This window comes from Paracoccus broussonetiae (assembly GCF_031854425.1).
Lineage (GTDB): Bacteria > Pseudomonadota > Alphaproteobacteria > Rhodobacterales > Rhodobacteraceae > Paracoccus > Paracoccus broussonetiae.
Window position 1 is genome coordinate 78,309 of the sequence record NZ_JAVRQI010000012.1, and the last position, 20,004, is coordinate 98,312.

Consider the following 20,004-nt stretch of genomic DNA (forward strand, 5'->3'; position numbering starts at 1 on the left):
GTGTCACCTGATCAGATTGGGCCGATAGCGAAGCTTGCGCGCCTTGCCCGGCAAATGGCGGTTCAGCCGCCGGTTGATGACCCCGAAACCCGTAATCAGGCACAGGGTCAGAAGGATGAAGTAACCCGCGACGATCGGATAGGCGACGAAGGGGTTGAAGGTCTTGTCGGCGAAATAGCTGGCATAATACAGGCTGTCGCCCTGCTGCTGAAAGGCCGGAAAGCTGGAGAAGAATACCAGTGTCGTTGCATGGAACAGGAAGATCGCCTCATTCGTGTAGGCGGGCCAGGCCAGACGCATCGCCGTGGGCCAGGCCACCCGGCGATACCGTGTCCAGCCTGCCATGCCATAGGCGTCGGCGGCTTCAAGCTCTCCCCTTGGCAGGTTGCGCAGCGCGCCGTGAAATATTTCGGCGGAATAGGCGGCGGTGTTCAGGACCAGGACCAGCAGTGCCCCGGCCCAAGCGCGCGTCATCCAGCTTGTGTGGATGGTCAGTCCGAACAGGTCGATCCCGGCGCGCGGCAGCTGCACCAGCGCCTCGTATGCGACAAAGAACTGGATGAACAGCGGGCTGCCCCGGAACAGGAAGATGAACCACTCTGCCGGTTTGCGAAGCAACGGGTTTGGGCTGCCCTTGGCCAGTGCCACCGCATTCGCGATGAAAAAGCCGATGAACAGCGCCAGCACGCCGAAATAGATGTTCCAGATCAACCCCGAACCGATCAGAACGAATTGCTCGCACAGGGTAAAGTCGGATCGCGGCAACAGCCGTTCACCGATTCCGATTGCGCGCAGTCCATAGTCGGACAGGGTCTGCAGGCATTGGCTCATGTGGCGGCCTTTCGCATGGCATCGCCCGCGACCGTGGACTGCCCTGCAGACAGCCTGGCCCTGATGCGGTCGAAAACCCGTTCGGACCCCCAGGTCATCAGCAGATAGAAGACCAGGATGCCAAGGAAGTAATAGATCCGCCAGTCGGGATGAGGAAAGGCATAGGCGGCGGTCTTGGCTCCGCCCAGTTCACGCGCCCAGTAAACGATGTCCTCGACCCCCAGGACGAACAGAAGCGGTGTCGCCTTGATCAGGATCATCCACAGGTTTGCAAGGCCGGGCAGGGCATAGGTCCACATCTGCGGGATCAGGATGCGGCGGCTGACCTGACGCGGGCTCATCCCATAGGCCTCGGCGGTTTCAAGCTGAGCCTTCGGCACGGCGTTCATCGCCCCGTAAAGGACGTTCGCGGCGAAGGCGCCGAAGACGATGGAAAAGGCAATGACTGCCAGCACGATGCCATATGCCTGATGCACCCATTGATCGGCAGTGGACAGCGGCAGTTTGGCTGCGGGGCAAACGACGAAGTCGTTGCCTTGGCGGATCGGCACGCCGGGGTCGCAATAAAGCTTGGCCCGCAGGTATTCGAAGGCCTGGTCCAGCGCGATGGGCACGAACAGGAAAAAGATGATGTCCGGCACGCCCCGCACCATCGAGGTATAGATGCGGCCAAACCAGCGCAGCGGCGCGATGCCCGAACGCGACGCCAGCGCGCCGCCGAAACCGAACAGCAGCGCGATCGGTGCGGTGACGGCCAGCAGCAGGATGACCGTGCCGAAGGACAGGTAGAAAAGCATGTGCTTGCCCGAGGTCAGGTAGCACATCAGCCATGCCAGCCCTTCGAGCGTCTTGGGATCGGCGCAGGTGGCGAACATTTGGCACTCCAGCTTGACCTGACCTGCGCGGCGAATGTCGCGCAGGCCGGTCCGCAGTCATATCAGCTTAGAACTGCAATGCCTTTTCACCGAACCATTTCTTCAGCAGCGGGTTCAGCGTACCGTCACTTTTCATCGACTGGATCGCGGCGTTGAACTTGGCCTTCAGCTCGGTATCCGACTTGCGGACGCCCATGCCGATGCCTTCGCCCAGTTTCACCGTATCATGGCCTTCCACCCAGACCAGCTCGCCATTCGATTGCTCGACCGCGGGGCTGAGATAGTCCTTGTCGGCAAAGACCGCATCGGCCTCGCCATTGCGGACGGCGGCGATGGTTTCCTCGGGCGTGGCGAATTCCAGCAGCGTGGCCCCGGTTTCGGCAACGTGGCTGGCCTGGATGGTGTTCGTCTGCGCCGCGACGATGCCGCCCTCGATATCGGCGTCGGCCGATTGGGCGGCATAGGCCGAAGGCATTGCGGGCGTATAGGGATCGGTGAAGTCGATCGCCTTCTTGCGCTCTTCGTTGATGTTCATGCCCGCCATGATCGCGTCATAGTTCGAGCTGACGAGGTTCGGGATGATGGAATCCCAGTCGTTCTTAACCCAGGTGCAGTCCAGTTGTGCGCGCTTGCACAACTCGTTGCCCAGTTCGATCTCGAACCCGTCCAGCTTCCCCTGGTCGTTGACGAAGTTGTAGGGAGGATAGGCCCCCTCGGTCGCCATGCGGACGGTCTGCGCCATGCCCATTCCAGCGGTCAGAGCCAGAAGGGCGGTGGCAAACATCAGTTTTTTCATTATTTTAACTCTCCTGTTGGTCTTTCAGCTGTGGCGCGTCGCGCTGAGAAAACGGCGCAGACGCTCGGAACGCGGGGCGCCGAAGATTTCGGCGGGCGTTCCCTCTTCCTCGATCTTGCCTTGATGAAGGAAGATGACGTGGTCGCCGACATCGGCCGCCAGCCGCATGTCATGGGTGACAAGCAACATGGTGCGATGTTCGGCGGCCAGATCCTTGATGACGCGGACGACCTCTTGCTGAAGCTCGGGGTCAAGCGCGCTGGTCGGTTCGTCCAGAAGCAGCGCCTTAGGCTCCATGCAAAGCGCGCGGGCAATCGCGGCGCGCTGCTGCTGGCCACCCGAAAGCTGCGAGGGCCACGCTTCGGCCTTGTCGCCGATGCCGACCTTGTCCAGAAGTTCGCGGGCGCGCGCCTCGACCTGGGCGGGATCACGCTTCAGGACGTGGACCGGGGCCTCCATGACATTTTGCAGGACGGTCATGTGTGACCACAGGTTGAACTGCTGGAACACCATCGACAGGTTGGTACGAAGCCGCGTCACTTGGGCGCGGTCGGCCGGAACGCGCGAGGGGCCTTCGCCACGCCAGCGGACATGCTCTCCCTCGAACAGGATGTCGCCGGCCTGGCTCTCCTCAAGCATGTTGCAGCAGCGCAGCAGGGTCGATTTGCCCGAGCCGGACGATCCGATCAGGCTGACGACATGGCCCCGGCTGGCGGTCAGGTCGACCCCGCGAAGCACCTCAAGCTGGCCATAGGATTTGTGTAGGTTCCGGATCTGAATGACCGGAACATCCGCTTCGGATGAAGGTGACATGGATAACGGCACGGCAGGCTCAACAGTCTTCATCAGGCAATCAGGCTTCATTTGTTTCCAGATTGCAACGAAATCCTGAAGCGCCGTTCGTGACGCAGCGTAGCGTGCTAGTCGCCCGAGATTCCCAGCCCTTCGATGACGCGCCGACGCACCAGCGCCGAGTCGCGGTCATTGACGCCCAGCAGACCCGCAACCAGCCGAATCATGCTTTCTTCCTCCGCGCCGCGGGTGCCGTCGGCATAGGCGATTTCCCAAAGCGCGGCGATGACGTTCTGGCGGTCCGCGATGTCCACGCGATCCTTGATGATACGGGTAAAGCGAACGGTGTCGGGGGCCTCGGCCTCGATCATCTCGGCGGCGGCGCGCCCCTCGGCCGCCTCGTTGTGGCCAAGTCCGCGTCGCCGCGCGAGTACATTCTCGATTCGGACACGTTCCGCGTCCGTATAGCGGTCATCGGCCCGTGCGATGCGGACCAGAAGGGCCGCTACCGCGACCTCGGCATCCTGTGATGACAGGGCGCCGGGATCGGGCGTGTCCGAGAAAAGGCGGCTGAGCAGATTGCGAAACATGAGGCGAGTGTAAGGCAGGATCGGAAAGACCTAAAGACCATAAAACACGCGCCTTTTCCGGCCCCGTTCGGATCAGTAACGCTGGGGGACGTAAAGATCCGGCGGCAGCACGTCGCGTTCGTAATCGGGGTTGAAGACCCGGTCCGGCAAACTGACCTCCTCGTGCGGGACGTCGTCATAGGGGATCTTGCTCAACAGGTGGTTGATGCAATTCAGCCGGGCGCGCTTCTTGTCGTTTCCGGGGACGATATACCAGGGCGCCTCGGGGATGTTGGTGCGCTCAAGCATGTCCTCTTTCGCCTTGGTGTAGTCTTCCCAGCGGACGCGGGACTGCAAGTCCATGGGCGACAGTTTCCACTGCTTCAGCGGGTCGTGGATGCGCATCAGGAAGCGCATCTGCTGTTCCTCGTCCGTGATCGAGAACCAGTACTTGATGACCCGAATGCCCGAGCGGACCAGCATCCGTTCGAATTCCGGGACATCGTTGAAGAACTCCTCGACCTGGCTTTCGGTGGCAAAGCCCATGACGCGCTCGACACCGGCGCGGTTGTACCAGCTGCGATCGAACAGCACGATCTCGCCCCCCGCGGGCAGGTGCGGCACGTAGCGCTGGAAATACCACTGCGTCTTCTCGCGATCCGAAGGCGCGGGCAATGCCACGACGCGGCAGACGCGCGGGTTCAGGCGCTGGGTGATGCGCTTGATGGCGCCTCCCTTGCCGGCGCTGTCGCGGCCCTCGAAAATGACGACGACCTTTTCCTTGTGATAGGTGACCCAGTCCTGAAGCTTGATCAGCTCGGCCTGCATGCGCAGAAGCTCGTGGAAATAGACCGTGCGATCGATCTGGTCGGGATGCGTCTCGCGATAGATGCGCGAGATTTCACGGGACAGGACGGCGTCCTCCAGCTCGATTTCGATATCTTCATCAAGCGTGTCCTGAAGTTCGGCGTCCAGCCATTCCTTTTGGACGTGGTCCTGCATGGTCTTCTCCTGAATTCATCTCGCGGGGTCTAGCGTCCGGATATGACGGTTTCGTATCAATCCGGTCAGAGGTGTTCAGAACAGTCCCCCGCAACTGCGGATGATGCCGAAGGCGAAGTCTCCGCCCTGTGCATCGGCCACAGTTCCGCACCAGCGCCCGTCGCTGGAGAACAGGCTCTTGCTGCCCCTGGGGCGATAGGCGACGCGCTTTCCGCCAAGATCGAACAGGTTCAGTGTCCCGCTGCCGTTCGGCGCATAATACCCGACAACGGACCCGTCCGAGGTGAAGATCACCCGTTTCTCGTTGGCGGGGTTGTCGGGAGAGTTCCCATAGCTCGTCGAGGAATTGGCCGCGCTTGCCGCGGTGTTTCCGGCGGCATGGGGCGAATTCGACTGCAACGAGGGTGCATTGCGCGGCGCGCCCGGCCCAAGGTCAAAGGGCAGGGACGACTGTTCTATGAAGAATAGCGGCGCATCGGCAAAAGCCGGCGCGGCGACAATCGCAAGGATCAGGGCAAGACGCATCTCGGGACCATTCATGTATGGCCCGAGATGATGGCGCAGAACGCCGTGTCACACCAGCCGTTCGTTCTCCATCGCGGCGCGGACGAAACCGGCGAACAGCGGCGCGGGTTCGAAGGGCTTCGACTTCAGTTCGGGATGCGACTGGACGCCGATGAACCATGGGTGATCCCCGTATTCCACGGCTTCGGGCAGGCGGCCGTCGGGCGACATCCCCGAGAAGCTGAGACCGGCTTCCTCAAGCTGCTTGCGGTACTTGGCATCGACCTCATAGCGGTGGCGGTGGCGATCCTCGATCTCCAGCGCGCCGTCATAGGCCTCCGAGATCTTGGAGCCCGGCTCCAGCACGGCGGTATAGGCGCCAAGGCGCATGGTGCCGCCCTTGTCGTCGCTCAGCTTGCGCTGGACGGTGTAGTTGCCCTGCACCCATTCCTTGAGGTGATAGACGACCGGGGTAAAGCGGGTTTCGCCCGCCTCGTGGTCGAATTCCTCGGACCCGGCATCGGGCATGTCGGCGAGGTTGCGGGCGGCCTCGATCACGGCCATCTGCATCCCAAGGCAGATCCCCAGATAGGGCACCTTTTTCTCGCGGGCGTATTTCGCGGCGGCGACCATACCCTCGGTCCCGCGCTCGCCAAAGCCACCGGGCACGATGATGCCGTTATAGCCGTCCAGCAGATGTGCGCCTTCGCCCTCCAGCTTCTCGCTGTCGACCCAGTCGGTCTTGACCCGGACGCGATTGGCCATGCCGCCATGCGTCAGTGCCTCGGAGATCGACTTATAGGCGTCCTCAAGCTGGACATACTTGCCGACGATGGCGACCTTGACCACGCCTTCGGCATTGGTCAGGCGGTCCATCACATCTTCCCAGCGGGTCAGGTCGGGGCGCGGCGCCGGGCTGATCTGGAACGCGTCCAGAACGGCCTGGTCAAGACCCGCGCGGTGATAGGCCAGCGGCGCCTCATAGATCGACTTCAGGTCATAGGCGGGAATGACGGCGTCGGGGCGGACGTTACAGAACAGCGCGATCTTGGCGCGTTCCTTTTCCGGAATCGGCTGTTCGCTGCGGCAGACCAGCACGTCCGGCTGAAGCCCGATCGAGCGGAGTTCCTTGACCGAGTGCTGGGTCGGCTTGGTCTTCAGCTCGCCCGAGGCCGCCAGATAGGGCAGCAGGGTCAGGTGCATGAAGACGCATTGGCCGCGCGGGCGTTCCTGGGCGAACTGGCGGATCGCCTCGAAAAAGGGCAGGCCCTCGATATCGCCGACCGTGCCGCCGATCTCGCACAGCATGAAGTCGACCTCATCCTCGCCGACCGACAGGAAGTCCTTGATCTCGTTGGTGACGTGGGGAATGACCTGGATGGTCTTGCCCAGATAGGCGCCCCGACGCTCTTTCTCCAGCACGTTGGAATAGATGCGCCCCGAACTGACCGAGTCGGTCTTGCGTGCAGACACCCCCGTGAAGCGTTCGTAATGGCCCAGGTCGAGGTCGGTTTCGGCCCCGTCATCGGTCACAAACACCTCGCCATGTTCAAACGGCGACATCGTGCCCGGATCGACGTTCAGATAGGGGTCCAGTTTGCGCAGGCGGACCGTGAAGCCCCGCGCCTGAAGAAGCGCGCCCAACGCCGCCGATGCCAGCCCTTTGCCAAGCGAAGAAACCACACCACCGGTGATGAAGATGTAACGCGCCATCGAGGCCCCCGTGAGTTCGAAAATAGAAAAAGCGGCCCGAATCTGGCCGGCATCACGGGACTCAATATATAATCGAAAAGTCCCGACGCCGCAACGGACCGCAAGCTGTCGTAGCGGGGTGCGCGAGGCACCCCAATTTATGGTATCAGTTCGTTTGCGCCGGAGCGCTTTGCGCAGGTGCCTCGGTGGCGGGCGCAGTGGTCGGTGCCGGGGCAGGAGCCGCAGGCGGCGTCACCGGCTCGGTCGTCGTGGCCGGCGCGGTTGCGGGCGCGGCCGTGCCGGTTTCGGCAGGCGCGGTCGTGGTTGCGCCACCCGGAACCGGCGGCAGCACGGGCTGACCCGCGGCCGGCGGGGGCGGGGTATAGTCGCCGATGCCCGGCAGGTTGGTTGCGGGCGCGTTGTTGCTGGTGTCATTGCCGCCCAGATCAAGCTGGTCGACGATCGAACCGCTCGATGCGTTGCGCGCAGCGACCACGGTCAGCGTCAGCGAGGTGACGAGGAAAGCCCCGGCCAGGATCCAGGTCGCACGCGAAAGTGCGTTCGCAGCCTGACGGCCGGTCATGACGCCGCCGCCACCACCGCTGCCCATGCCAAGGCCGCCCCCTTCGGACCGTTGCAACAGCACGACCCCGATCAATAAGACGGCAAGGATCAGATGCACGGTAAGGACGACGTTTTCCACCACGGGGCCTTTCTTTCAGCGACGGGCCTATCTAGTCACCAAGGGAAAGATTGGCAAGCGGGGGCTTTGATGCCGGCGTTGATGATCCAGGGAACTGGTTCGAATGTGGGAAAATCGCTTCTGGTCGCGGGGCTTTGCCGGGCGGCACGGGCCCGGGGCATGGATGTCGCCCCCTTCAAGCCGCAGAACATGTCGAACAACGCCGCCGTTACGCCTGACGGGGGCGAGATCGGGCGCGCCCAGGCCCTGCAGGCGCTGGCTGCGGGGCTGCCTCCTGCGGTTCACATGAACCCCGTCCTGCTGAAACCGGAAACCGATCGCGCGGCGCAGGTGGTGGTGCAGGGCCGCGCCATGGCCCGCGCCGAGGCCGCCGATTACGTCGCGTTGAAGCAGCACCTGATGGGCGCGGTCCTGGAGAGTTTCCGCGAAATTTCCGCGCGTCACCATCTGGTCCTGGTCGAGGGGGCGGGCAGCCCGGCCGAGGTGAACCTGCGTGCCCGCGACATCGCCAACATGGGATTCGCGCGCGCAGCGAATGTTCCGGTCGTGCTCGTGGGCGATATCGACCGGGGTGGAGTTATCGCACAGATCGTCGGCACGCAGGCTGTGCTTGACCCCGAAGATTCGGCGATGATCCGCGGTTTTGTGGTCAATCGTTTCCGCGGCGACCCCTCGCTTTTCGATGCGGGTCGCGACTTCATCTCCTGCCGCACCGGCTGGCCGGACCTGGGGATGGTGCCCTGGTTCCCCGAGGCGGCGCTGCTTCCGGCCGAAGACGCGGTCGACCTGCGCCGGGCCTCGGCAGGCGGCGCGCTGCACATCGCCTGCCCGATGCTGTCGCGGATCGCGAATTTCGACGATCTCGACCCGCTGGCGGCCGAGCCGGGCGTGCGGGTCAGCATGGTTCCGCCGGGTCAGGCCCTGCCGGGGGATGCGGATGTGGTGATCCTGCCCGGCACCAAGTCGACGCGGGGCGATCTGGCGTTTCTGCGCGCGCAGGGCTGGGATATAGACCTCTCCGCGCATCTGCGCCGCGGGGGTCACGTTCTGGGCATCTGTGGCGGCTTCCAGATGTTGGGGCGCATCATTCACGATCCTGATGGCCATGATGGCGCGCCCGGCACGGATTCGGGGCTGGGCTTCCTTGACGTTGAAACCCGCATGTCTCCCGACAAACGCGTCGTCGCGGTCCACGGCAATGCTTTGGGGCAGCCGGTCGATGGGTATGAGATCCATATGGGCCGGACCACCGGTCCGGACTGCGTGCGTCCCTTTGCCCATCTGCCAGCGCCCGATGGGGCGGCCAGCCCAGACGGACGGGTCACGGGGACATATCTGCACGGGCTGTTTGCCGGCGACGCGTTCCGCACCGCGTGGCTGTCACGGTTCGGCGCGGCCTCGACCCTGCGCTATGGGGCAGGGGTCGAAGGCGTGCTGGATCGGCTGGCCCAGCATCTTGAGACGCATCTGGACCTGGATCGGCTTTTCGCGCTGGCAGGCTAGACCAGTTCGGCCAGGATGCGCTGCGCCTCGGTCCGGCAGGGCGACAGGGGCGCCCGATCCTCTCCGGGAAAGAAGCGCGCGCGGGTCGCGGTCGGCATGGGGCCGGGCCGGGCCACCACGACACGGGGACCGATCGCCTGGTTTTCCGCCTGCCAGCTGCGGGCAAGCGCGATCTGTGCGGCCTTGGTCGCGCCATAGCTGCCAAAGAACTTCTGCCCGGCGCGTTCATCCTCGAAGAACAGGGCCGTGCCCTTGCGCGCGCGCAAAAGCGGCTCGAACAGGGTGATCAGGCCACGGGTCGCCACGACGTTCAGGTCGACCGACTTCTGGAAATCCTTGGCATCGACATGTCCTGCCGGAGACAGCGGCGCGGCATGGATGGCGGTATGCGCCCAAAGATCCAGCCCGCCCCAGCGGCTTGCAATCGCCTCGGCCATCTTCACCATCGGTTCGGGCTGGTTGATGTCCATCGGGGCCAGCGTCGCCGTTCCACCCGCCTTGCGGATGCGGTCGTCCAGCTCTTCCAGCGCCCCGGTCGTGCGGGCGACGGCAAGGATGTGCCAGCCGTCCGCGGCAAGCAATTCTGCAAGGGCGGCGCCCAGGCCACGGGAGGCGCCGGTGACCAGCGCGATCTTGGATGCATCACTCATGCCAGCGGTGTGGCATTGCCCGTGCCGCCGATCAAGTCCCCCAATCGTCCGAACGCGAAACGGCCCCGGACGCATCCGGGGCCGTTCCAGTTTCGGGACCGCAAGCTTAGCGATTAGCGCTTGGCGATGTCCTGATAGTCGCGGCGTTCCGAGCCGACATAAAGCTGGCGCGGACGGCCGATCTTGTTTTGCGGATCGGCGATCATCTCTTTCCACTGCGAAATCCAGCCCACGGTCCGCGACAGCGCGAAGATCGGGGTGAACATCGAGGTCGGGAAGCCCATCGCCTCAAGAATGATGCCCGAATAGAAGTCGACGTTCGGGTAAAGCTTCTTCGAAACGAAGTACTCGTCCTCAAGCGCGATCTTTTCGAGTTCCTTGGCAACCTGAAGGGTCGGGTTGTTGTGGATGCCCAGAAGTTCCAGAACCTCGTCCGCCGATTCCTTCATGACCTTCGCCCGCGGGTCGAAGTTCTTGTAGACGCGGTGGCCGAAGCCCATCAGGCGGAACGGATCGTCCTTGTCCTTGGCCTTGGCGATATATTCCGGGATGCGATCCACGGTGCCGATCTCGCGCAGCATTTCCAGGCAGGCCTGGTTCGCGCCGCCATGGGCCGGACCCCAGAGGCAGGCGATGCCGGCGGCGATGCAGGCGAACGGGTTGGCGCCCGAGGAACCGGCCAGACGCACGGTCGAGGTCGAGGCGTTCTGTTCGTGATCCGCATGCAGCGTGAAGATGCGGTCCATCGCACGGGCCAGCGCGGGGTCGACCTTGTAGGGCTCGGCGGGGACAGCAAAGCACATGTGCAGGAAGTTCGCCGCGTAATCCAGGTCGTTGCGCGGATAGACGAAGGGCTGGCCGATCGAATACTTGTAGGCCATGGCCGCGATCGTCGGCAGTTTCGCGATCAGGCGGATCGAGGCGATCTCGCGCTGCTCGGGGTCGGCGACGTCGGTCGAGTCGTGATAGAAGGCCGACATTGCCCCGACCACGCCAACCAGGGTCGCCATCGGATGCGCGTCCCGGCGGAAGCCGCGGAAGAAGTTGTGCATCTGCTCATGCACCATCGTGTGGCGCGTGACGCGGAGTTCGAAGTCCTTCATCTGCTCGGCACTGGGCAGTTCCCCGTAAAGCAGAAGGTAGCAGACTTCGAGATAGTTCGATTTGTCGGCAAGCTGCTCGATCGGGTAGCCGCGATACCACAGCTCACCCTTGTCGCCATCGATAAAGGTGATCGTCGAATCGCAGGACGCGGTCGAGGTGAAGCCGGGGTCATAGGTGAAGACATCCGCCTGACCATAGAGCTTTCGGATGTCCAGGACATCCGGTCCAGCGGTGGGGCTGAGGATCGGAAGTTCGATCTCTTTCCCTTCGACCAGCAGCTTCGCAGATTTGCTTTCTGCCATTCTTATCTCCTTTCACCTGTCTCCGGCGCATGCCGGATAATGGGCACGGGCAATCAGCCCGCGTGATCCTGCATCCTGGCCAGGGTTTCGTCCTGGCCGAGGGCTAACATCATATCGAATACGCTCGGGGTCGAACTGCGGCCTGCCAGGACGGCGCGCAGCGGCGCCGCAATCTTGCCAAGACCGAGCCCACGCGACTCGCCAATCTGTTTGGTGGCCGCCTCGAGGTCGTCGCGGTCCCAGCTAACACCCCGCAATGCGGTCGTCAATTCGGCTAGTATACCACGGGATACCGAATCGAGCGCAGCCCCGGCCTTTTCGTCGATTTCGACGGGACGCTGGATCATGGCAAAGCGCGCCTGGTCCAGCAAAGCAGGCAAAGTCTTAGCCTTTGCCTTCAGAACGGGCAGAATCGGAAGCAGGCGCGATTTCTGCAACTCGGTCAGCGCCGTGGCACCGGTTTCCGCCAGATAGGCGGCAAGTTCGCTCATCAACTCATCATCGGCCATGCGCGAGATGTGATAGCCGCTGACATGTTCAAGCTTCTTGTCGTCCAGCCGGGCAGGGGCCTTGCCGATGCCGGGCAGATCGAACCATTCCTTGGCCTGCGCGTCGTCGAACAGCTCGTCGTCCCCGTGGCTCCAGCCCAGCCGCGCAAGATAGTTGCGCATCGCCGCGGCGGGATAGCCCATGGCCGCGAATTCGTGCAGCCCCACCGCCCCGTGGCGCTTGGACAGTTTCTTGCCGTCCTGGCCGTGGATCAGCGGGATATGGGCAAAGACGGGGATGTCCCAGCCCATGCCCTGGTAGACCTGCTGCTGACGCGCGGCATTGGTCAGGTGATCGTCGCCGCGGATGATATGCGTGACGCCCATGTCGTGATCGTCGACGACCACCGCGTGCATATAGGTCGGCGTCCCGTCCGAGCGCAGCAGGATCATGTCGTCAAGCTGGTCGTTACCGAAGGTCACGTCGCCCTGCACCGCGTCGCGCACCACCGTCTGGCCTTCGCGCGGCGCGCGCAGGCGGATGACATAGGGCGCATCGGGATGGGTCGCGGGATCGGCATCGCGCCAGGGCGACAGGAACAGGGTCGAACGCCCCTCGGCCCGGGCAGCTTCGCGGAAGGCCTCGATTTCCTCGGGGGTCGAGAAGCATTTATAGGCGCTGCCATTCGCCAGCATCTCGCGCGCGACCTCGGCATGGCGCTCGCGACCCTCGAACTGGCTGACCGGCTCGCCATCCCAATCAAGTCCCAGCCAGGTCAGGCCCTTCAGGATCGCCTCGGTTGCTTCGGGGGTCGAGCGGGCGCGGTCCGTATCCTCGATCCGCAGCAGGAACTTGCCGCCACGCCCGCGGGCATAAAGCCAGTTGAAAAGCGCCGTCCGTGCGCCCCCGATATGCAGATAGCCGGTCGGCGACGGAGCGAAGCGCGTCACCACGGGGCGGGAATCAGTCATTGTGCTGCCAATCGTTCAAGAAACCGATGATCAGGCCTGCGTCGTTAATCCTTTTGTAAGGGCGCGCATGCCAAAGCTTGGCGACAGCAATACGCAAGGCATCGGACAAGGACAAGTTTTCGTGGCGGTGGGCGTGATCGACCAAGGGGGCACGACGGCCCGAGCCGGCTTCCTGAAGTCCCTTGGGCAGCAGAAATCCAGGGCCTCGGTGGCCGAGCGCGCGGGACTGATCTCATGGGTGCCGTTCTGGCTTTCCCTTGGCATCGGCGGATGGTTCAGCCTGAGGCACGAACCCGGTCTGGGCTTCTATCTTGGCTGCGGGGCTTTGGGACTTGGGGGGCTGGCGATCTGGCGTTGGCCGCTGAATGCCACGGGCACCGTCAGCTGGTTTGACCAGCTACGCTTTGCCGGGCTTGCGCTTTTCTTCATCGCGCTTGGCGCTTTGCTCAGCGGCTTGCGCACGGAACTTGTCGCTGCCCCGGTGTTGGAGTTTCGCTATTATGGCGGGGTCGAGGGGCGGGTCGTCGGGATCGACCGCTCCTCTCGCGACAGGTTGCGGCTGACGCTGGATCAGCTGGCAATGGACGACATCGCGCCCGATCGGGTGCCGAGGCGTGTCCGCATCTCGTTGATCGGGACCGGGCAGGCGATTCCGGTACCGGGACAAAGGGTAATGCTGACCGCAAATCTTGGTCCGCCCGGCAGCCCGTCCGAACCGGGAGGCTTCGATTTCCGCCGCATGGCATGGTTCGACGGGCTTGGCGCCATCGGATATTCGCGCAGCCCGGTCCTGACGGTGGAACCGCCGCAGCCGGGCGGCGCGCTGGCCCTGCATCGACTGCGGATGCGCCTGTCGGCGGCGATTCAGACCAGCATCGGCGGGCAGGCCGGGGCAGTCTCATCGGCGCTCATGACGGGAGACCGTTCGGGCATCGCGGAAGAGACGAACGAGATCATGCGGGCCGCCAATCTTTACCACATCGTCTCGATCTCGGGCCTGCACATGAGCATGCTGGCCGGTTTCGTCTATGCTTCGCTGCGCATCATCGGGGCAATCTTGCAGCGCGCCCGCAGCCGTTCGGGCGCACATGTCCATAAATGGGCGGCGGTAGGAGCGTTGGGGGCCGCCGCGGCCTATCTTTGGCTGTCGGGGGGCGACGTCGCGACCGAGCGATCCTTCGTCATGGTCGCGGTCATGCTGCTGGCAATTGTCGCGGATCGGCGCGCAATCTCACTGCGGACGGTCTCGGTCGCGGCCATCGCCATCCTGCTGACGACCCCGGACGCGCTGTTGGCACCCGGATTCCAGATGAGCTTCGTCGCTACCGTGGCGCTGATCCTTGCCCACGAACCCTGGTTGCGCGTTGCGCCGCTTTTGCCGTGGTGGTTGCGACCGGTCCTTGCCCTGCTGATTTCTTCGCTGGTCGCGGGAATGGCGACGGCGCCGATTGCGGCCGCGCATTTCGGGCGTCTGTCCCAGTATGGCACCCTTGCGAACCTGCTGGTCGTGCCTGTCGCGGGGGTATTGGTGATGCCTGCAGGTGTCATCGCCGCTCTGGTCGCCCCGCTGGGGCTACAGGACATCCCGCTTTGGGTCATGGGGATCGGTACGAAATGGATGTTGCTGGTGGCGCGCTGGATTGCGGATCTCGACGGAACGACAATGCTTGTCCCGGCGCCGCCGCGCGTTGTTCTGCCCCTGATCGCCATTGGTGCCAGTCTTGCGCTGCTGGCCCCTGTTGGCGCCCGTCATGGTTTGCTTGGAAACAGTCTGCCGCGCAGATTGTTGGGTGGGATGATGCTGGTTGCGGCATTCGGGATATGGCTGACCGCCCAGCGCCCGCTGGTCCTGATCTCGGCCGAAGGCGATGCTGTCGGCATCATGACGCCATCGGGCCGCGCGACGTCGAAGCCCAAGGGAGGCACCTTCGCGGTGTCGGGATGGCTTGAGGCAGATGGCGACGATCGTGACCAGGCCGCCGCCGCAGCGACCGGCCCCTGGCAGGGCGAGAAAGGGGCGCGCCACGCGCAACTTTCCCTGTCAGGCGGCGTGGTCGAGTTGGTTCACCTGACCGGCAAGCGGTCGGCGGCGCTTGCAGCCGGCCTTTGCCATGACGGCGCGATGATCGTGTCGAATGTCCGGCTGGATCTGCCGCGCAAGCCGCGGCGGGATTGCCTCGTGCTTGATCCGGACTCGCTGCGGCGGTCCGGTGCGATAGCCATGATCGAACGCGGGGGAAGGCCGCATCTTGTCTCGGTCCGCGATACCCTGGGCGACCGCGTCTGGACGCGTCCGGGTACGAGGCGCTAGGCCATGCTTGGGATGCTCGATCGCTCGCTGGAGGCGTTTCTGCGTGACTGCCACGGTGACGAGGCCTGGCGCGACATCCTTGCCGCCGCGAATATCCGCCCCGAAGAGTTCCTGTCCTCGGCATTCACTGGCCGGTCCCGCATCCGCCGCATCGTGCTGATCGCCGCCCGCAAGCTCGGCAAGGCGCCCGAGGATATTCTCGAGGATCTTGGCGCCTGGCTGGTGCAGATCGAACCGATCCGTCGCCTTCTACGCTTCAGCGGCACGAGCTATGGCGATTTTGTGCTGTCCCTGGGCGAGCTTCCCGCGCGGGCGGGCATGATCCTGGCCGACATGCCGGAATTCGGACTTGCCGTGGTCCAGAAGGGACAGGGCGGCTTCGCCATCCTGTCGCGTCGCCTGCCGCCGGGCTGGCTGAACGTGCTGGCGGGTGCGCTGCGGGGAATGGCCGATGATTATGGCACGCTTGCGCTGATCTCGGTCAATGGCGAGGCCATCCTGCTCAGCATCGCTCTTGAGGGGCATGCCGCCAGCCGGCCCTTTGCGCTGTCCTTCGGAGAAGCCCAGTGAGCGTCCCGGCTGGAGTGCTGGATCTGGATGCGCTGTTGCCCATGCACCTGCTTCTGCTGGACGGGGATAGGATCGGGCGCGCCGGTCCGACGCTACGCAAGCTTATAGGCAGCACCACCCGCCTGCAGGACTGCTTGGAGGTCGAGCGTCCACCCGCCGCAATTGCCGATCCCGCTGGCCTGTGTTCGGCCATCGCATCGGGTGAGCCTGTCCAGATGCGCCTGCGTCATCATGCAGGCATCACCCTGCGGGGCCGAGGCGGACGACTGGCCGGCGGCTATCTGCTGGACCTGGGACTCGGTATGTCCCTGGTCCAGGCGGTTCGTGCCTTTGACCTGAACGGGGCGGACTTCACCCCCTCGGATCTGGCGCTTGAATTGCTGTTCCTGCACGAGGCAAACCGTGCCGTGATGGCCGAACTGGCACGCACCAACCGTCGGCTGGAGGAGGCTCGCGCAGCCGAAGCCAAGCTTGCCGTCACCGATGCGCTGACCGGGCTTCTCAATCGGCGCGGCTTTCAGACCGAGCTGGAACAGGCGATGCGCAGCCTGCGTGTCCAGCCCTTTGTGCTGGCCCAGTTGGACCTTGACGACTTCAAGCAGGTCAACGACCGCTTTGGCCATGCGGCGGGCGACGTGGTGCTGCAAAGCGTGGCGCGCGCCCTGGAATCCGAAACGCGGGCGACCGACCGCCTTGGCCGCATGGGCGGCGATGAGTTCATGATGATCCTGGCCGGACCCGCATCTGCCGCCGAGCTTGGCGCGATCGGTCGCAGGATCATCGCGCGCATCCGTGAACCCGTCGCGTTCAAGGGGCTTGCGCTTGAAGTTTCGGCCAGCATCGGGTTCAGCCGCTCGCAGGATCATGATCGCTGGGATCTGGCCGCAATGATGGCCGAAGCGGATTCGGCCCTTTATCAGGACAAGGCCCGCCGCCGTGGCCAACGACCGCAGCGGCGAAGGCAAACGGATTAGTTGCGGGGCGGACATGCTTGTGCCTTGACGACGGCCGCCCTGGCGTCCTAGGTCACATCTCGGTTCGGGCGTGTAGCTCAACGGTTAGAGCAGGGCGCTCATAACGCCTTGGTTGGGGGTTCAAATCCCTCCGCGCCTACCACCCCATCCATCTTTTTTACTGGCTAAATCGTCTTACACCGGTTGTTCTCGCCGCGCGTAAGGGACAATTCGCGCTTCTGAAATGGTGATTTCCGGCCCGTGATCTTGGCAGCCACAAGGCAGTCGGGGCACGAGTTTCATTGCGCTCGTCCTTAACGCTCTCAAAAAAGGTTGGACGGACCTGCCCAAAACGACCGATAGTTTCTCTCAAGTTCAGCCGGAGAGGAGTCGCGACATGGCACGATGCTACCGCTACACGGCCAGACGAAAAGTGGATGGTGCCGTCATCACCACGGACACCATCAGGGACATTGACGAGCAAGGTATGGGACGCACGGCGCATTCCGTGCGATCTGCGCTTGCAGGAATCCATCCGATGGCGAAAGACCTGTCTCCTGACGAAATCGACATCCACATGTCCGTGATCCTGCTCGGACGCTGAAGCAGTCCGGCAGCGACGATTGCGTCTGCCATCTGCAGGCGCACGGAGGGGCGTAGCAGCTTCTGTAGACGGGGTGCGATTGCGCCGCGAACCTTTCGCGATGCGAGTTCGTTCGGCTGACGGACAAGGAGAAATGCGATGAAGAACATCTTGTTGGCAACCGCCATCATTTTTGCTTCCGGTGCGGCGGCGTTTGCCCAGTACAGCGGTCCCTCGGACCTGAAGCAGGGCCAGGACGGAACATATGCCGCGACCACGGTGAAGGAGATCCTTGCAGATCCCAAGGACGACGTGGGCGTACAACTTGAAGGGAAGCTGATCCGCCAGATCGAGAAGGAAGCCTATACCTTCAGTGACGGCACCGGAGAGATCCGGGTGGAAATTGACCAGGACGATTTTCCGATAGGTGACATCGACGAGAATACCGTTCTCCGCATCCAGGGTGAGGTCGATACCCATCTTCGGAAGGAAGCTGACATCGATGTCGATCACGTCACCATTATGAAATGATCAGGCAGCAAGAGGCGAACCCCTTTCACTAGCGGTTCATGATCGATCCCGGAGGCGGTTGGAACGCCCCGGATCACCGCTAGCGATAGAAGCTCAGGGACGGCATCATGAAACGGACCGAGATGCCGGAACTGTTGTAAGCATCTGCATTCGACCTCGACTTTTCGGCCATGACCTCGATCTTGAGCCGGTCGTTGACGGGGCGAGCGAACCCTATGCCGACACCGTGTTCAACCACGATTTCCCCCAGAAAGTGGCCGCCTTCGCGCTTGTCGGCGTAGGCCGTGAACTCGGTCGGTCGGCCGAAAAGTATTTTCGTGACGGATGCACCGACATATCTTGTCCGGCTCTCTACCTCCGGAAGACGGCTTCCCACCTCGACATTCAGATCTGTACTGCCAAAACCGGGCCAAGCCGAAACAAGGTGCAGGCCGACCGAGTCGCGGTGCCCTTCGGGCAGAAAGCTGCGCCAGGCAGTTACGCCCAGCAAATGTGCGGTCCCACCCGCGGTCCCCCCAAGGAAAACGTCCTGCCCGATGAGCAGGTCGGTTTGGTTGATCGTCTGGCTTGCGCCGCCACTATAATGCGATTGTTGAAGGCAAAGCGTCGTCCACCGTCCTGCTTCGATGGTCCGAACAGCGCAAAGCGAAGCGCGCGCGGCCTTCGCAGGTTCGTCCCACGCGTCCGCATTGGTGAGCGACAAGCCGATTTCAGGCTGCAGCGTCAGGCCTGGCGCGACGGCCCACCGTTGGGTGGCCCCCGCTTCGAACCCATAGACGATGCCGTCACGGGCGACCATTTCGGAGGGCAGAAGGAATTCCATCTCCGAGATTACCAGTCTGTCTCGCGACAGGCCGTTATTGACGTTCGGATCCCAGTACAGAACGGGGCTAAGCCACAGTGCCGTCATCAGCGGCTCTGCGTGATCCTGATAGCCAAGCCCAAAGCCAAAGCCAATCTGTCGGTAAAGGTCTGCGCCCCCGTCTGGCCGATCGCGTCCAAGAGTTGCAAACAGCAAACGTTCCGAACCGGAAAGCAGCGCTTCGTCGGATGCTGCAAGCCCGACCCCCACCGAAAAGGCAAGAATCAGGCCGGCGGTTACGGCCCGGGTGGCAAGCCCACCGAGCAGCCGGAAAATACTGGTCATTCAAGGAATTCGTAGGCTGGTCCGGAATATGCGCTCAGCGCTTCGCCACAAATGCGCCGTTGATGCGGCTTTCGGTGGACATGACCTGGTAGCCCGCCCCGACTTCCGCCGCATTGGGGCCATAGAAGGCGCCATTCGTGACGCTGTGCCAAGGCCGACCCATTGGCTGGCCTGGTCCGGAATCCATCCTTGTGCTAGACTGGTCCGACGAAATTCGGTTGCCGCTGATCGAGAAATCGCTGCTCAGGCTGCGAAACGGGGCCGGGCTGGTCCCATCGGTCGCCCGAACGTCGCTGATGCGGTAGTTCCCCTTGCCGCTTGCAATATCCGCCTGGACCCGAACCTTGCCATCGAAATCGGTAAGGGTGGGGCCTTCATCCACACCGAACTTCATTGCCTGGCCGCTTGTGGTGCCAGCGTAGGTCATCTTGCCGGATTTGGGCATGCTCTGGGTTTCAAATCCGATGACGCCCCGGTGCCAGTTCTGGTTGCCACGCGCTTCGACCATGTCAACTTGGCGCACGAACTTTGTGCCTGCCGGACTGGTCATGCGCAGGCGGTTGCCCTTCCCATCTGTCCGCCACTGGCCTTCTGCCACAGTCCCCGAAAAGCCCTGGGATCCAGTGGAGATATTGCCGGATTTCGGATCATAGCTGGCGGGGTTGGACGAGGTTGAAACCGACCCGAGCGACGTGGCGGCAACCGCCGCAAATGTCAGGTTTGCGGGTTTCGTTCCTTCGAACCCAGCGGATGTGCCCGCGCCAGACGACGAACCGCCGCCACCGCCGCCGCAAGCGGCCAAGGTAAAGCAGGAAAATAGAACGGCGCAGCGCCTGTCGATCGCAAGTTTCGTCCCTGAAAAATAGCGATGCGAGAGCTGCAAAAGAATCCCGGCATGCACAACGGATAACAGCCCGGCGAAGCGTGAAATCTGCTGAAAAAATTCGCACCGCAGAGAATGCTCCAACGCATTTTCCTGCACGGCTATGGCCGACTTGCGGACCCTTCCGGGGCGAGACTTGGGTATCCGAGCCTTCAAGCACGCGCGGATGTGACAGTATGCTTGGGGGATTTTTTGCGCTTCCTGTGCGTTCGCTCGGCAGTGCGATGAACGCCTGGAATAGCA

Annotated in this window: 20 protein-coding genes and 1 tRNA gene; 7 read left to right on the forward strand and 14 right to left on the reverse strand. The window is 63.2% G+C overall.

Annotation, left to right across the window (positions count from 1 at the left end; genetic code table 11):
* Positions 1 to 3: 3 nt before the first annotated feature.
* The 9 genes from RM190_RS15750 to secG form a co-directional block, all read right to left on the reverse strand.
* Positions 4 to 831 (reverse strand): ABC transporter permease, encoded by an 828-nt coding sequence (locus RM190_RS15750; protein ID WP_311760418.1) that lies wholly within the window; start codon positions 829 to 831, stop codon positions 4 to 6.
* Complete coding sequence (locus tag RM190_RS15755) at positions 828 to 1,706, reverse strand: ABC transporter permease (protein WP_311760419.1); 879 nt, start codon at positions 1,704 to 1,706, stop codon at positions 828 to 830. Before RM190_RS15755 ends, RM190_RS15750 begins: the two co-directional genes overlap by 4 nt.
* A 67-nt stretch (positions 1,707 to 1,773) precedes the next feature.
* Positions 1,774 to 2,502: a transporter substrate-binding domain-containing protein gene (locus RM190_RS15760; RefSeq protein WP_311760420.1), complete on the reverse strand. Its 729-nt coding sequence runs from the start codon at positions 2,500 to 2,502 to the stop codon at positions 1,774 to 1,776.
* 24 nt (positions 2,503 to 2,526) lie between these two features.
* Complete coding sequence (locus tag RM190_RS15765) at positions 2,527 to 3,315, reverse strand: ABC transporter ATP-binding protein (RefSeq protein WP_311760421.1); 789 nt, start codon at positions 3,313 to 3,315, stop codon at positions 2,527 to 2,529.
* A gap of 107 nt (positions 3,316 to 3,422) precedes the next feature.
* Positions 3,423 to 3,884 (reverse strand): tellurite resistance TerB family protein, encoded by a 462-nt coding sequence (locus RM190_RS15770; RefSeq protein WP_311760422.1) that lies wholly within the window; start codon positions 3,882 to 3,884, stop codon positions 3,423 to 3,425.
* 72 nt (positions 3,885 to 3,956) lie between these two features.
* Positions 3,957 to 4,865 carry a polyphosphate kinase 2 gene (ppk2, locus tag RM190_RS15775; RefSeq protein ID WP_311760423.1) on the reverse strand — a complete coding sequence of 303 codons (909 nt, stop codon included), beginning with the start codon at positions 4,863 to 4,865 and terminating at the stop codon, positions 3,957 to 3,959.
* A 75-nt stretch (positions 4,866 to 4,940) separates the two neighbouring features.
* Positions 4,941 to 5,405, reverse strand: a complete 465-nt coding sequence (locus RM190_RS15780; RefSeq protein WP_311760424.1) for a hypothetical protein — start codon at positions 5,403 to 5,405, stop codon at positions 4,941 to 4,943.
* Between the two features lie 33 nt (positions 5,406 to 5,438).
* Positions 5,439 to 7,082 (reverse strand): CTP synthase, encoded by a 1,644-nt coding sequence (locus tag RM190_RS15785; protein ID WP_311760425.1) that lies wholly within the window; start codon positions 7,080 to 7,082, stop codon positions 5,439 to 5,441.
* Positions 7,083 to 7,227: 145 nt separating this feature from the next.
* The gene (gene secG / locus RM190_RS15790) at positions 7,228 to 7,764 is read right to left on the reverse strand and encodes a preprotein translocase subunit SecG (protein ID WP_311760426.1); all 537 of its coding nucleotides are present in this window, start codon (positions 7,762 to 7,764) and stop codon (positions 7,228 to 7,230) included.
* Between the two features lie 69 nt (positions 7,765 to 7,833).
* Between secG and RM190_RS15795 the strand changes: the two genes are divergently transcribed.
* Positions 7,834 to 9,267, forward strand: coding sequence for a cobyric acid synthase (locus RM190_RS15795; RefSeq protein WP_311760427.1), 1,434 nt, complete (start codon positions 7,834 to 7,836; stop codon positions 9,265 to 9,267).
* Here the strand turns inward: RM190_RS15795 and RM190_RS15800 are convergent.
* From RM190_RS15800 to gltX, 3 genes are all read right to left on the reverse strand, one after another.
* Complete coding sequence (locus tag RM190_RS15800) at positions 9,264 to 9,917, reverse strand: SDR family NAD(P)-dependent oxidoreductase (RefSeq protein ID WP_311760428.1); 654 nt, start codon at positions 9,915 to 9,917, stop codon at positions 9,264 to 9,266. The two genes, RM190_RS15795 and RM190_RS15800, sit on opposite strands and share 4 nt — an antisense overlap.
* A gap of 113 nt (positions 9,918 to 10,030) precedes the next feature.
* On the reverse strand, positions 10,031 to 11,323 hold the full coding sequence (gltA, locus tag RM190_RS15805; protein ID WP_311760429.1) for a citrate synthase: 1,293 nt from the start codon (positions 11,321 to 11,323) through the stop codon (positions 10,031 to 10,033).
* A 53-nt stretch (positions 11,324 to 11,376) separates the two neighbouring features.
* Positions 11,377 to 12,783, reverse strand: a complete 1,407-nt coding sequence (gltX, locus tag RM190_RS15810) for a glutamate--tRNA ligase (RefSeq protein WP_311760430.1) — start codon at positions 12,781 to 12,783, stop codon at positions 11,377 to 11,379.
* 67 nt (positions 12,784 to 12,850) lie between these two features.
* Between gltX and RM190_RS15815 the strand changes: the two genes are divergently transcribed.
* From RM190_RS15815 to RM190_RS15840, 6 genes are all read left to right on the forward strand, one after another.
* The gene (locus RM190_RS15815; RefSeq protein ID WP_311760431.1) at positions 12,851 to 15,094 is read left to right on the forward strand and encodes a ComEC/Rec2 family competence protein; all 2,244 of its coding nucleotides are present in this window, start codon (positions 12,851 to 12,853) and stop codon (positions 15,092 to 15,094) included.
* 3 nt (positions 15,095 to 15,097) lie between these two features.
* Positions 15,098 to 15,664: a heme NO-binding domain-containing protein gene (locus RM190_RS15820; protein ID WP_311760432.1), complete on the forward strand. Its 567-nt coding sequence runs from the start codon at positions 15,098 to 15,100 to the stop codon at positions 15,662 to 15,664.
* Entirely contained in the window at positions 15,661 to 16,638 is a 978-nt protein-coding gene (locus tag RM190_RS15825) for a GGDEF domain-containing protein (protein ID WP_311760433.1), read from the forward strand. The genes RM190_RS15820 and RM190_RS15825 overlap by 4 nt, the downstream gene beginning before the upstream one ends.
* Positions 16,639 to 16,704: 66 nt before the next feature.
* Positions 16,705 to 16,780: transfer RNA gene (locus RM190_RS15830), tRNA-Ile, on the forward strand.
* A 234-nt stretch (positions 16,781 to 17,014) separates the two neighbouring features.
* Complete coding sequence (locus tag RM190_RS15835; RefSeq protein ID WP_311760434.1) at positions 17,015 to 17,221, forward strand: hypothetical protein; 207 nt, start codon at positions 17,015 to 17,017, stop codon at positions 17,219 to 17,221.
* A 138-nt stretch (positions 17,222 to 17,359) separates the two neighbouring features.
* Positions 17,360 to 17,731, forward strand: a complete 372-nt coding sequence (locus tag RM190_RS15840) for a YgiW/YdeI family stress tolerance OB fold protein (protein WP_311760435.1) — start codon at positions 17,360 to 17,362, stop codon at positions 17,729 to 17,731.
* 79 nt (positions 17,732 to 17,810) lie between these two features.
* On the opposite strand, the gene RM190_RS15845 is transcribed toward RM190_RS15840, so the two are convergent.
* Positions 17,811 to 18,878, reverse strand: a complete 1,068-nt coding sequence (locus RM190_RS15845) for a lipocalin (protein ID WP_311760436.1) — start codon at positions 18,876 to 18,878, stop codon at positions 17,811 to 17,813.
* Between the two features lie 34 nt (positions 18,879 to 18,912).
* Positions 18,913 to 19,845: a transferrin-binding protein-like solute binding protein gene (locus RM190_RS15850; RefSeq protein WP_311760437.1), complete on the reverse strand. Its 933-nt coding sequence runs from the start codon at positions 19,843 to 19,845 to the stop codon at positions 18,913 to 18,915.
* Between the last annotated feature and the right edge of the window lie 159 nt (positions 19,846 to 20,004).

Coding starts and splice junctions, on each gene's coding strand:
- RM190_RS15820 (WP_311760432.1), top strand. CDS start 15,098: ATGCTTGGGATGCTCGATCGCTCGCTGGAGGCGTTTCTGCGTGACTGC.
- RM190_RS15760 (WP_311760420.1), bottom strand. CDS start 2,502: ATGAAAAAACTGATGTTTGCCACCGCCCTTCTGGCTCTGACCGCTGGA.
- ppk2 (WP_311760423.1), bottom strand. CDS start 4,865: ATGCAGGACCACGTCCAAAAGGAATGGCTGGACGCCGAACTTCAGGAC.
- RM190_RS15815 (WP_311760431.1), top strand. CDS start 12,851: ATGCCAAAGCTTGGCGACAGCAATACGCAAGGCATCGGACAAGGACAA.
- gltA (WP_311760429.1), bottom strand. CDS start 11,323: ATGGCAGAAAGCAAATCTGCGAAGCTGCTGGTCGAAGGGAAAGAGATC.
- RM190_RS15800 (WP_311760428.1), bottom strand. CDS start 9,917: ATGAGTGATGCATCCAAGATCGCGCTGGTCACCGGCGCCTCCCGTGGC.
- RM190_RS15785 (WP_311760425.1), bottom strand. CDS start 7,082: ATGGCGCGTTACATCTTCATCACCGGTGGTGTGGTTTCTTCGCTTGGC.
- RM190_RS15795 (WP_311760427.1), top strand. CDS start 7,834: ATGCCGGCGTTGATGATCCAGGGAACTGGTTCGAATGTGGGAAAATCG.
- RM190_RS15835 (WP_311760434.1), top strand. CDS start 17,015: ATGGCACGATGCTACCGCTACACGGCCAGACGAAAAGTGGATGGTGCC.
- RM190_RS15770 (WP_311760422.1), bottom strand. CDS start 3,884: ATGTTTCGCAATCTGCTCAGCCGCCTTTTCTCGGACACGCCCGATCCC.
- RM190_RS15755 (WP_311760419.1), bottom strand. CDS start 1,706: ATGTTCGCCACCTGCGCCGATCCCAAGACGCTCGAAGGGCTGGCATGG.
- RM190_RS15780 (WP_311760424.1), bottom strand. CDS start 5,405: ATGAATGGTCCCGAGATGCGTCTTGCCCTGATCCTTGCGATTGTCGCC.
- RM190_RS15750 (WP_311760418.1), bottom strand. CDS start 831: ATGAGCCAATGCCTGCAGACCCTGTCCGACTATGGACTGCGCGCAATC.
- RM190_RS15845 (WP_311760436.1), bottom strand. CDS start 18,878: ATGACCAGTATTTTCCGGCTGCTCGGTGGGCTTGCCACCCGGGCCGTA.
- gltX (WP_311760430.1), bottom strand. CDS start 12,783: ATGACTGATTCCCGCCCCGTGGTGACGCGCTTCGCTCCGTCGCCGACC.
- RM190_RS15765 (WP_311760421.1), bottom strand. CDS start 3,315: ATGTCACCTTCATCCGAAGCGGATGTTCCGGTCATTCAGATCCGGAAC.
- RM190_RS15840 (WP_311760435.1), top strand. CDS start 17,360: ATGAAGAACATCTTGTTGGCAACCGCCATCATTTTTGCTTCCGGTGCG.